The 10713-nt window shown below is 70.2% G+C and carries 10 protein-coding genes; 5 read left to right on the top strand and 5 right to left on the bottom strand.

Annotation, left to right across the window (positions count from 1 at the left end; all coding sequences use genetic code 11):
* Positions 1-109: 109 nt before the first annotated feature.
* Positions 110-457 carry a hypothetical protein gene (locus tag AB0917_RS11595; protein WP_366819306.1) on the bottom strand — a complete coding sequence of 116 codons (348 nt, stop codon included), beginning with the start codon at positions 455-457 and terminating at the stop codon, positions 110-112.
* A gap of 618 nt (positions 458-1075) precedes the next feature.
* Between AB0917_RS11595 and AB0917_RS11590 the strand changes: the two genes are divergently transcribed.
* Genes AB0917_RS11590 through AB0917_RS11580 form a run of 3 tightly spaced genes read left to right on the top strand, consistent with a single transcriptional unit; the run spans position 1076 to position 5087 of the window.
* Complete coding sequence (locus tag AB0917_RS11590; RefSeq protein WP_366819305.1) at positions 1076-3199, top strand: helix-turn-helix transcriptional regulator; 2124 nt, start codon at positions 1076-1078, stop codon at positions 3197-3199.
* A complete protein-coding gene (locus AB0917_RS11585) occupies positions 3196-4188 on the top strand; it encodes a hypothetical protein (RefSeq protein WP_366819304.1) in 993 nt (330 codons plus the stop codon). Before AB0917_RS11590 ends, AB0917_RS11585 begins: the two co-directional genes overlap by 4 nt.
* Positions 4185-5087, top strand: coding sequence for a DUF6339 family protein (locus tag AB0917_RS11580; protein ID WP_366819303.1), 903 nt, complete (start codon positions 4185-4187; stop codon positions 5085-5087). Before AB0917_RS11585 ends, AB0917_RS11580 begins: the two co-directional genes overlap by 4 nt.
* Here AB0917_RS11580 and AB0917_RS11575 read toward each other — a convergent pair.
* From AB0917_RS11575 to AB0917_RS11560, 4 genes are all read right to left on the bottom strand, one after another.
* Positions 5009-6346 carry a DNA cytosine methyltransferase gene (locus AB0917_RS11575; RefSeq protein WP_366819302.1) on the bottom strand — a complete coding sequence of 446 codons (1338 nt, stop codon included), beginning with the start codon at positions 6344-6346 and terminating at the stop codon, positions 5009-5011. The two genes, AB0917_RS11580 and AB0917_RS11575, sit on opposite strands and share 79 nt — an antisense overlap.
* A gap of 69 nt (positions 6347-6415) precedes the next feature.
* Positions 6416-7369, bottom strand: a complete 954-nt coding sequence (locus AB0917_RS11570; protein WP_366819301.1) for a DNA cytosine methyltransferase — start codon at positions 7367-7369, stop codon at positions 6416-6418.
* The gene (locus AB0917_RS11565) at positions 7366-7809 is read right to left on the bottom strand and encodes a very short patch repair endonuclease (RefSeq protein WP_366819300.1); all 444 of its coding nucleotides are present in this window, start codon (positions 7807-7809) and stop codon (positions 7366-7368) included. Before AB0917_RS11565 ends, AB0917_RS11570 begins: the two co-directional genes overlap by 4 nt.
* Before the next feature lie 112 nt (positions 7810-7921).
* Positions 7922-8926: an SEC-C domain-containing protein gene (locus tag AB0917_RS11560; RefSeq protein ID WP_366819299.1), complete on the bottom strand. Its 1005-nt coding sequence runs from the start codon at positions 8924-8926 to the stop codon at positions 7922-7924.
* A 290-nt stretch (positions 8927-9216) separates the two neighbouring features.
* Between AB0917_RS11560 and AB0917_RS11555 the strand changes: the two genes are divergently transcribed.
* Positions 9217-9552, top strand: coding sequence for a DUF6412 domain-containing protein (locus AB0917_RS11555; protein WP_366819298.1), 336 nt, complete (start codon positions 9217-9219; stop codon positions 9550-9552).
* Between the two features lie 108 nt (positions 9553-9660).
* A complete protein-coding gene (locus AB0917_RS11550; protein ID WP_366819297.1) occupies positions 9661-10449 on the top strand; it encodes a YidC/Oxa1 family membrane protein insertase in 789 nt (262 codons plus the stop codon).
* Positions 10450-10713: the final 264 nt, after the last annotated feature.

Here is a 10713-nt window from a genome sequence, read left to right as displayed (position 1 = left end):
AGCCGGGGCCGGCCGCTGCGGGGGAAGCGGCCGGCCGCCGACTCAACGATAGGAGCTCGGAGTCCGACGAGGTGCCGGGACGGTCGAGCCCGAAGACATGGACGACGAGCTACGGGTACTCACGGTTCCGGCGACGCCTGTTCCGGCTGATGCCGCCCGTGTTGTTGGGCGGACGGGTGTTGGCGGTGCGGGAACGATTCGGCAGGGGAGGGGCAGGCCGCTGCGCACCCTTCCGACCATCCGGTTCGAGGGCCTGCGGAGCGACTTCGTCCGGTGCGGGGGCCGACGAGTCTTCACGGGCCGCCCTGGCGCGCCGGAGTCGCACCCAGTTGATGTACGAACGCGTCGTCCCGGCCTGGTCGAGGAACTCGGACCGCAGCGCAGGGTCCCCGATGGAATCGTACTGTTCGACGAGTCCGGACGCGGCGTCGTCGGGATCGGGCGGGTTGGTGTCCATGTAGAGTCCCCTGGGTTCTTTTTGTATGTGTACCGGGCGTGACGAGAAATGGCGCACGTGCGGAAGGGCGGAAAAGCCCACGGCGAGGCGAGTTGATCCGCCAGGAGGAAGGTTTCTTCGGGTGGGTGGCAAAAGTGGGCGGGAAGGTTCTGGCCAATCTCGGGACGGGAAACGTGGAAGAACCCAAACCCATGTGATCGGCCGATGCAAGGGATTTGTCGACTTATTGGAAAATTCGCTTCCCGGGTGTCGTAGATGAATTCAGGGCATGCCGAAGAGGGCCCTTGCCAGGAGAGGTTCGGCCGCTCCCGGTAAAGGCGTTCCCGATTTCACGCTACACGGCTGGAAGGTGCCGCCACAAGGCCCCGGGGCGTGGAGGAAAGGCGGTTCTCGTGGTGCTGCCGCTGTGCGCATCGGGGGTGAATCGAGTAAGTGGGATCGAATGGGGGTGGATCTCGAAATTCGCCCCTATCGGGCATCGGGGGTCATTTGGTCGAGGGGGTGAGAGAGGCAATGAAGGCTCCACGTGCTGTGTCAAACGCTGTTGTCGGACGGGGTGTCAGTGTCAAACGGCGGGTGTATCGTGCAGTTCATGGGCGACGCGGCAGCTGAGGAGTGATGACGTTGGACACGGGCATGGACTTCGGTCCCTGGCTGGCCCGGCAGCTGAAGCAGTCGGGCATGAGCCAGGCCGACCTGGCGCAGCGGATCGGCCTGACGCGAGCTGCGGTCTCGGCCTGGATCACGGGCCGGGCGACCCCCCGCGAGGAGACGATCACCAAGATCGCCGAGGCGCTCGGTACGGACCTGGGGACGATTCACACCCGTACCGCCGACGCCCTGGTCGGCCTGCCGGTCTCCTGGTACCACCGGCCGGGCCACGCCGACGGCGGCCGCGAGTTCGGGAACGCGGCGGCCTTCGCCTTCGAGGCCGACGTCGAGGTCCTGGCCAGGGAGGCGACCCAGAACAGCCTCGACGAACGGCTCGACCTCGCCCAGCCGGTCCGGGTCCGATACACCTTGCACGAACTGTCGGGCGAGGCCTTGGCCCGGTTCCGCGACGAGATCCGCTGGGACGACCTGCTGCCCCACTACGAGGCGGCCGCGGAGCAGGACCAGAAGGTCGGACGCATGATCGCGGCCGGTCTGAGCGACATGTACGACCGGGACCGGCTGGTGCTCCTCCGCATCGACGACTACAATGCCTCCGGCCTGACCGGCGACGACTACGAGACCGGCCGTTTCGCCGCGGTCGTACGTCGACAGCTCGACAGCCAGAAGTCGGTGAGCGGTGCCGGTGGGTCCTACGGCCTGGGGAAGGCGACGCTCTGGGCGACCAGCCGCCTGGGCCTGGTCCTCATGAACTCCACCCTGTCGGAGCCGCACGAGGGCCGGACCGAGCGTCGGCTCGTCGGTCGCCTCGATCTTCCCTGGCGCGAGGTGGACGGTAGGCCGTGGGCCGGCCCCGCCTGGTTCGGTCGGCCGGACCCGGACGCGGAGGACGTCGACGTGGCCCGTTCGTGGTGGGCCGACGAGGAGAGCGTCGAACGCCTCCACCTCACGAGAGAGAGCACCGAGCCCGGAACGTCCTTCCTCATCGTCGGCGCGCACGATGTCGCCAGCCTCGTCGAGGGGACCGAGGGGAACGCCGACGTCGAGGACGACGACAGCGTGCACCGCATGCACCATCGCCTCAAGGAGGCACTCGGTCGGAACTTCTGGGCGGCCATGACCGGCGGGGGGAAGCAGAGGCCTCTGCTGGAGGCGTCCGTGAGGACGCTCCGCAACGGGGTGGAGATCATTCCCGAGACGCGGGTCGACCCTCGGGAGACCCAGCCCTCACGGACACGCGCCCTTCAGGCCTTCCTGGACGGTACGACCGTCGACAGGATGACGGAGGCCGGGCAGGTGGCCATGGCGACCGTCCCGCTGATGGTGCCGGGGCGGGCCGGTCGTGGAAACGGTGGTGAGCACCGGGCGGTCGTACTGGTCACGGAGGCCGAGGACCGCGACCACGGAAAGCCGAACAGGGTGACGACGATGCGGGGCAACCGCATGACGGTCAAGATCGGTTGGGTGCCCGGCCTGCCGGTGGGCACCAACCCCTTCCAGGCTGTCCTGCTCGCGGGCAGGGCGGCGGGGGAGGACGCTCCCTTCGCGGACGAGGCCGAGGCATTCCTGCGCGCCGCCGAACCGCCCGAGCACGACAAGTGGGGGCAGACGGAGGAGCTGCGGATGTTGTACTCGCCCTCCGCGTACCGACGGATCGGCGCGCTCACGACCCAGGCGAACAAGGCCGTGCGCGATCTGGTCGCCCTGCCGAAGAAGGGGCGCAAGGTCGGCTCGGAGCGTCTGCGCAAGCGTCTGGCGGTGGGGGGACGCAGGACGACCCGACCCACACCGGTGGCGGGCCCACCGACGCTGGAAGAGCTCGACGCGCGGATCGACGACAGCGGCGCGTGGTGCGTCACGGCCGAGATGAAGATCCCCGCCGGCGGCGATTCCTGGCGCCCCTCACCGGTGGCCAAGCTCGACGTGCGCTCCGGGCCCCGCCCGATCCTGGCCTGGTCCGAGCTCGTCGCCGTCCACAACTGCGAGATCGTCGACGGCGCGATCCGCTTCGCCCCCGGTTCGCGCACCGCGACCTTCCGTGGAACCACGGACGTGTCCACCCATCCGGTACGAGCCCAGTTCAGCGGCCTCGTCGTGGAACTCCGCACCGACAAGGGGGCCCAGGCATGAGGGCATACCCGTATCAGCGACTTCCCGGTGTGGTGTCGCTCCGGGTCACCTCCGTCGAGCTGCGGGGCCCGGACGACACCAGGGACCCTCTCGACATCAGTGCCTTCTCCGCGGTCGAGCAGGTGGTCGCGCCCGGTGCGTCGGGGCGGGACGACTGGGAGTGGCTCCGGATGAAGGTCTCGGCCACGGTGCCGGGCAGGGCGACCGCTCCCGACAGCCCCTGGACCGACCTGGCGGTCGTCGTCGTGCTGGGCGAAGGGGCCACCAACACACGGATCACCACGGCCCTCACTCCCGGGTCGGAGGGCGGCCGACAGTGGGTGGGACACCTCGATCTGTGGCGTGCGGACCATCTGGACCGGGCCACGATGTCCGTCCATGTCGTCGCCACGGTGGACGGCGTGGCGGGACGGGAGATCGCCGCCTCGACCAGGGACTGGATCGTCGACCTGAAGGCCGAAGCCCCGCTGCGCGATCGGGAACTCGACGTCGTCGAGGTCGGATTCCGTGAGGGTCCTCAGTGGCTGCGTCGGTTCCATGAGGTGCCTTGGGTCGTGGACACCTCCGGTGACCTCCCCGTCGTGCACATCAACACGGATTTCGAGGGGGTCTCCGAGCTGGTCGGTGGCAACGGCACCTCGGTCGACAACATGGTGCGGGATCTGCTCATCGCCCAGATGTGCACGGACGTGTGGACGGCCGTCTTCCACACCGCCATCGGAGACCTGGAGATCGAGGACGACGGGACTCCGCTGTTTCCCCGAGATTGGAGAGGCGAGGTGCTGCGCGAGATGCTGCCCGACGTCGTACCCGACCGCCCCGTCGAGGACGCACTGGGGGAGGTCCACCGACGAAGGACCGGAACGTCAGGTTGGACCGATCTCCAACCGCGCATCCACTACGCCGCCACACGCAGAGCCGATGTGCCCAAGGCGCTGAGCACCACCATCCGTGGCCTGGACGGCATCCACCGAGGAACCGACGCATGACCGACAAGCCGAACTTCCTCCCGGAGCGCCTGGCGTTGCTCGCGGACCTCAACGCGGCGCAGTACCTCACCGAGGGGCTGCTCTCGGGCAAGGAGGACGTACCCGCCATAGCGCTCAACAAGTCCACCGAGCCGCTCCCGTACGACGGTGGGAGTCGTGCGGAACTGGACCCGGTGCGCGCCTTGGTCGAGGACGCGATGTACCAGTTCCGGGACGACAGGCCGACGGCTGCCGACAGCTGGTTGGCACCTCGTCTGCACGCGACGCTCAGGCTCACCCGGCGGGAGGCGGCCGACCGCAGGATCTGGAACTACCTGGCCCTGGGCATGGCGCCGGACTACGTGGTCTGGCGCCACCTGGCGGCCAAATCGGAAGGCGCCCCGCCGAAGGTCGCCGCCCGGCGGTTCCGAGGTCCGGCGTACACCCAGGCGTTCGCACGACTGTGGTGGGCTGCCGAGTTGTTCCGCGACGGCCCCGACTACGGGCCGGTGGTGACCGTGTGTTCCAACCAGGACATGCTGAACACCGCGCTGCGGGTCGACGTGATCGACCACCGACCGACGGCACAGGCGATGGTGCGTCTGATGGAGCGAGGCACCGTGCGGACCGGCCGGGAGGTGAACGCCCTGGTGGCGGCCGTCAACGCCTCCGCCGCGACACTCATGTACGACGTCGTCGCGCCCGACGCGGAGCGGGACGGCAGGCCGGTGCGGGAATGGATCGAGGCGGCGGAGTCAGCTCCGGCCGTCCCGCGCAGGGACCTGCCCGTCGGACCGTACGAGGAGAGAACTCCGGAGCGATCGGTCGACGTGCTCGTCGATCACTTCGCGGAACTCTTCGCCGAAGCTCCCGTACGGGGCCGCGCGGATGCCGACGAGGGGGCCGACACCGAGGCCTGAGGTGGCGCCGGCCGTCGAACGGCCGCCGGCGGGGCCGACGACAGCGGCGGTTCTTCCCGCGGCAGCCACTCCTTCAACAGCGTGTACCACTTCTCCTGCGGCGGTTCGCGGAGCAGCGCCATGCTCAGGATGTGCAGGGACAGGCGAGGCGGAATGGCGTTGCCGATCTGCTGCGCCACGTCGGTGGAGCGCCAGGGGTAGGCGGTGGGGAAGGTCTGCAGCAGACCGGCCTCCGCCGGGGAGAGGCGCGCGAGTTCGTCCTTGTCCCTGATCACGATCTCGCCCGACCTGTCCTTCCTCAGTCGGTAGAGACGGTTGCGGCGTACCTTGCCGGTGATCGTCGGGGCCGGCTCTCCGGACTCACGGCGTCCGCGGTTCTTGGGATCGCCGCCGGATCCGTAGTTGGAGACCATGACGAATTCCGACGTCCGCGTGGCGCGCAGCGCGTCCCCCATGGACACCCAGGGCTCGACGCCGCCCCCGCTGCGCGAGGTGCGGAACAGCGATCCGTCCTGGTGGTCGTGGGTCGGGGGCAGCCGTTCGGCGCCCTTCCGGTACCGCTGGTGCGTCGCCTCCGGGAAACGGACCTTACGGTGTTCGTTCCCCGGGTCGAACTGAGCGATCAGGACCGCCCGGCGCCGCGTCTGCGGGACGCCGAAATCCTCGGTGTGCAACACATGGGCCTCGGCGGCGTAGCCGGCCCTCCGGAGGATGTCCGCGAAGTGCTTCCACACCGGCAGCACGGTGGGCACCTGCTCCAGCACGATCACCTCGTACGGCCTGTGGCGCTTGAGCTTCGCCTCCATGATCCAACGCAGCGGCTGAAGCACGAACCCCGTCCGGTCGTCCGACATCGCGTCGGTCTCGGCCTTGACCTCTTTCCAGGCGACATCGAACGATGTCTCGTCCTCATGGTCCGCCAGCCGCGTGGCCAGGCGCAGCACGTCGTCCAGAGCCTGATGGCCCTTCCGGCTCCCCGCGACGGAGAACGACTGGCAGGGCGGCCCGCCGGTGAGCACGGTCGCCTCGACGACCGAGGGGTCGCACGGCCCGAGTGCGGCGACGTCCTTCACGTCGGTGGTCAGGAGGCCGGCCGCCGTACGCGTGGCACGTGTGGCGTCGTCCCATTCCACCCCGATGCTCTCGACACCCTCGTCCTTCATGATCGTGGCGGCGATGTCGAGGCCGCCGGGCCCTGCGAAGAGGTCGACGATCCCGTACTTCGCAGGGGGAAGTGAAGGGGGGGAGGGGTGGGTCATGGTGTGTAAGTGTAACTAGCGATCAAGTTGGGTATCGCCCGTCCTTCGAGGTCCGGCCCTCACCCGGGATCAGCTGTTCAGGGCGGTGGCGATGGCCCGTCCGAGCGCCGTCGCGACCGGCGGCGGAGAGGCATGTCCGATCTGTCGATAGCGGGCGGTCTTCTTCCCGGCGAACTGCCACCCAGGTGGGAACGCCTGCAGAAGAGCTGTCTGCGCGTCGGTGAGTTTGACCATCCCGGACATGGCGTCGTCCGGCCCCGGCACGTCGTCGGCCAGCGCTCCGCCGTTGACCCCCATCCGTTCCCAGGCCTTCTTCGACCCCGTCGGGCCCAGGTCCGCACCTCCCCGGTTGTCCGAGCCGCCCACCAACGTCGGAGCGACACTCACGGCCTGTGCTGCCCAGGCGTCGGCCCCGGGCCAACCCCGGGCGGCCATGGACCGGCGCAACGCCCGCCCCACCGGTACGTGGACCGTGACCGTCGGAACGGGCGGGTCGAACGCGTCGAAGTGCTGCTCCTTCAACGCGACGAGCACCCCTTGCTTGCGATCCTGCGGTACGCCGAAGTCGGCGGCGTTCAGGACGAACCAACGGAAGCGATAGCCGAGATGTTCGAGCTCCTTGCGGATGAACTCCCGTACGCCCTCGAAGTTCGGTGAGTCCACCAGCCCCGGAACGTTCTCGATGAGCAGGGCTCGGGGCCGGATGGAGTGGGCGAGCAACACCGAGGCCTCCAACAGCCGCAGCTCCTCCTCCGTCTCCGCCCTCGCCACCGTCGCGCTGGACTTCACCCGGGGCAGCCCGGCGGAGAGCAGGTCCACGTCGTAGGTGTGCTGATGCTCGGCCGGATCGAAGTCCAGAAGGTCCATCTCCAGGACGTTCCAGGTGGGCCGGTTCAGGAGCAGTGTCTCGCAGGCCACTCGCTTACGGTCCAGGAGCAGTACGGGATCGAATCCCGCCCCCTCCAACCCCAGCGCCAACCCGCCCGCGCCCGCGCACACATCGACGAACCGCAGCTTGCTCATCGGCCCCCGCCCTTGTTCCGTGTCTGCCGTTCCCGCTCGACGGCCGCCGCGACCAGCTCGGCGGCCCCGGCCGGCGCCTCGTGCTCCCAGAAACGCAGCACCGTCCACCCCGCGGCGGCCAGATGTTCGGTCGTCTCCCGGTCGCGTGCCATGTTGCGGTCGAGTTTGTCACGCCACCACTGGGCGTTCGCCTTCGGTTGCGTGGCGTGCTCGGGGCAGCCGTGCCAGAAGCAGCCGTCGATCATCACGGCGACCTTGGACCGGGGGAAGGCGATGTCCATCGTCCGCCGGGGCATGTCCGGCACGCGGGCGTTCACCCGGAAGCGATAACCGGCCGCGTGCAGGAGCTTGCGCACCGCGACCTCGGGAGCGGTGTCTCGCCTGGCCTGGCGGCTCATGCGGGCGGACACGCTCGGGGATGAAGGTCTGGCCGTGCTCATTGCTTCCAGTGTCCTATGAACTGCCTCGGCGCCATCGGTGATCGAGGAGCCTGCGCGACGGCCCGGCCCGGAGCCCTTGCGTGGATCGGGCCGCGGCTGTCACGCAGGACGCTCACCCCCCGTGGCACCCCCCATAAGCCTCCCCCGACCCGCACCAGCAGGCAGCCGTGCGTGACGGGGGCCAAGGGGTGGCGCGGCCTCGGGCGGCGAGGGTGGTGGCGTATTGGGGGAGGAGGCCCGCGTCGGTGGGGGGCGTGGCCTCGGAGGCGGCGAAGGCCTCGTACGAGGGGACCGTGCCCGTGACGATGCCCAGGTTCGGGGTGCCCGTGGCGTGGAGGTCGCGCAGGGACGCCTCCAGGCGGGACAGGTGGGTCTCGCGGTCCACGTACTCGCCCGTCAACTCGGGGTACGCCGTCAGGAGTTCGCCGAGTTCCCGCTCGGGCCAGTGCAGCACCGCCACCGGGAACGGGCGGGAGAGCGCCGTGCGGTACGTGCCCAGCTCCGCGCGCAGGCGGGTGATCTCCGCCTCCAGCTCCACCGGGTCCGAGGAGCCCAGCGACCACAGGCGCTTCGGGTCGTGGAGTTCGTCCAGGGGGACCGGGGCCGTGTGCAGGGCGCCGGCCAGCTCGTCCCAGGGGTCATGGGCCAGGCCCATCAGCCGGCGTACCCGGTGCCGGCCCGTGAGCAGGGACTGCGTCGCGTACGGGACCTCCTCGCCCGGGGCCAGCAGCAGCGTCAGCGCGGTCGAGAAGAAGTCGTGCGCCGACTCCAGCTCGTCGTGCGTCTCCAGGGTCTCGGCGGCGACCTGCCAGGGTGCCGCGTCCAGCGGGCCCGCCGCGCGGATGCCCTCGATGATCGCGCGGGCCTCGGCCTCGTGCCCGTACTCCCAGAGGTTCGACGCCTTCAGGGCCTTGATCAGGTGCGGGTTCTCGACAGCGGACTCGGGGGCGGCCAGCAGGTCGTCGTAGAGCGTGCTCGCGCGGGCACGGTCACCGGCGAGTTCCAGATGGGCCGCGGCCCGCAGGACCAGCGGTTCCCGGTCCTCGGGGTACTGCGCCGCGGTGCGCAGCAGGCGCTCGGCTTCGGTGGTGTGGTCGGCAGGCGTGTCGGGGCGCATGGACCACACGGTACTGCCGGACAGAGGCCGTCGGGAGGAGAGGTGGGAAGCCTGGCCGGAAGCGGGATCGGGGAGGTGTGGAAGCGGATTCGCCGGAGAAGCATGGAGAGTTATGGGGTTTCGTCCTGTCGTTCCGACTGGGTGGCAACGGGAGAGCGTCGCGCTCGCCGCCTTGCGCCCCCGGTCGCCGAAACCGCGACCGCGCCAGGGAAGCCGGGCCCATCCGATCATCGTGTATAACGAAAGGAGCGTCCGGACCGACCGGAATGCCGTACGGAGAGGAGACGCCGATGCGTGACGCCAACCGTCTGCGCGGTGCCTTCGTCCGGCTGCTCCGGCCCGTCGGCCTCCTGGTCCTCCTCCTCGCCGAGGTCGTCCTCGCCGAGGGCGGTGGCCTCTCCGCCGCCGTGGCGCTCGCCGCCACCGCCGCGGTCGGTTCCGCGCTCCTCGCCTGCTCCGTGATCAGCGCCCGCTGCGCGTCCCCGGTGCCCCGCACCCGGGTCCGTACGGCGATCAGGGACCGGGAGAAGCGCACCGCCTTCCTGCCTCAACGCGACCCCGACGCCCGCGGCCGGACCAGGCCCCGAGCTCCCGGGCACGCCCTCCTGACGGCCGCCGCCGCGTAGGGCACTCCCGCACGTCGAACCCGTAGCGCCCCCGCACCGGCCGTCCTGCCGCGTACCGCATGCGTACGTCCCACTCCCGGCACGACGAGACCCCCGGAGGGCTCACCCATGTCCGCCTTCATGTCCGCTTTCGCGAACCTGGTCGGCTCCCTCGCCGATCTGCTCCAGCCGCTGTTCCACGGCGCGTCCGCCGCCGCCGCGATCATCCTGTTCACCGCCCTCGTCCGGCTCGCCGTCCACCCCCTCTCGCGGGCCGCCGCCCGTGGGCAGAAGGCCCGTACCCGGCTCCAGCCGCAGATCGCCGAACTCCGCAAGAAGCACGGGAAGAACCCCGAGCGGATGCAGAAGGCGATCATGGAACTGCACGCCGCCGAGAAGGTCTCCCCGCTCTCCGGCTGCCTGCCGAGCCTGCTCCAGATGCCCGCGTTCTTCCTGCTCTACCACCTGTTCTCCAGCGGCTCCATCGGCGGCGAGCCCAACGCGCTCCTCGGCCACGACCTCCTCGGCGCCCCGCTCGGCGGGCGCTGGCACGACGCCCTCGCGAACGGCGGGGCCTTCGGGGCGCAGGGCCTGGTGTACGTCGGGCTCTTCGCGCTCGTCCTCACCGTGGCCACCTTCAGCTACCGGCTGACCAAGCGGCAGATGGCGGCCAACCCGATGGCCCCGGCCACCGGCCCCGACGGGCAGCCCATGCCCGGTATGGGGGCGATGGTGAAGATGATGCCGCTGCTCTCGTTCGCGACCCTGATCACCGTCGCCGTCGTACCGCTCGCCGCCGCCCTGTACGTCGTCACCACGACCGCCTGGAGCGCCGCCGAGCGGGCCTGGCTCTACCGGGACATGTACCGCGACGCGGGTGAGGCCGCCCCGGGCGGTGCCATGACCAAGGCGGCGTAGCAGGGCCGGGCGGCGGGGTGGGGCAGGGGGAGGGGCAGAGGGAGGGGCGGGGCAGGGGGCGGGGCGAGGGCATGGGCATCGTGACGGCTTCCCGCGCCGGGCATCGTGACGGCTCCCCGCGCCGGGCATCGTGACGGCTTCCCGCGCCGGGCATCGTGACGGTTCCCCGTGTTGCTGCTGGGGCCGCGCATTGAACAGCTCGCCCGGTTGCGGCACGAACGCCGGCAGGTCGTCGGCCACCAGGCGCACGCTGCGCACCGGTGC

Source organism: Streptomyces sp. NPDC007346, assembly GCF_040703535.1.
Lineage (GTDB): Bacteria > Actinomycetota > Actinomycetes > Streptomycetales > Streptomycetaceae > Streptomyces.
This window is presented reverse-complemented; position numbering and strand designations above follow the sequence as displayed.

Excerpts from the sequence above, each read along its gene's own strand:
- AB0917_RS11570 (WP_366819301.1), bottom strand. The coding sequence starts at position 7,369 with ATGAGCAAGCTGCGGTTCGTCGATGTGTGCGCGGGCGCGGGCGGGTTG.
- AB0917_RS11565 (WP_366819300.1), bottom strand. The coding sequence starts at position 7,809 with ATGAGCACGGCCAGACCTTCATCCCCGAGCGTGTCCGCCCGCATGAGC.
- AB0917_RS11560 (WP_366819299.1), bottom strand. The coding sequence starts at position 8,926 with ATGCGCCCCGACACGCCTGCCGACCACACCACCGAAGCCGAGCGCCTG.
- AB0917_RS11575 (WP_366819302.1), bottom strand. The coding sequence starts at position 6,346 with ATGACCCACCCCTCCCCCCCTTCACTTCCCCCTGCGAAGTACGGGATC.
- AB0917_RS11590 (WP_366819305.1), top strand. The coding sequence starts at position 1,076 with ATGACGTTGGACACGGGCATGGACTTCGGTCCCTGGCTGGCCCGGCAG.
- AB0917_RS11555 (WP_366819298.1), top strand. The coding sequence starts at position 9,217 with ATGCGTGACGCCAACCGTCTGCGCGGTGCCTTCGTCCGGCTGCTCCGG.
- AB0917_RS11550 (WP_366819297.1), top strand. The coding sequence starts at position 9,661 with ATGTCCGCCTTCATGTCCGCTTTCGCGAACCTGGTCGGCTCCCTCGCC.
- AB0917_RS11580 (WP_366819303.1), top strand. The coding sequence starts at position 4,185 with ATGACCGACAAGCCGAACTTCCTCCCGGAGCGCCTGGCGTTGCTCGCG.
- AB0917_RS11585 (WP_366819304.1), top strand. The coding sequence starts at position 3,196 with ATGAGGGCATACCCGTATCAGCGACTTCCCGGTGTGGTGTCGCTCCGG.
- AB0917_RS11595 (WP_366819306.1), bottom strand. The coding sequence starts at position 457 with ATGGACACCAACCCGCCCGATCCCGACGACGCCGCGTCCGGACTCGTC.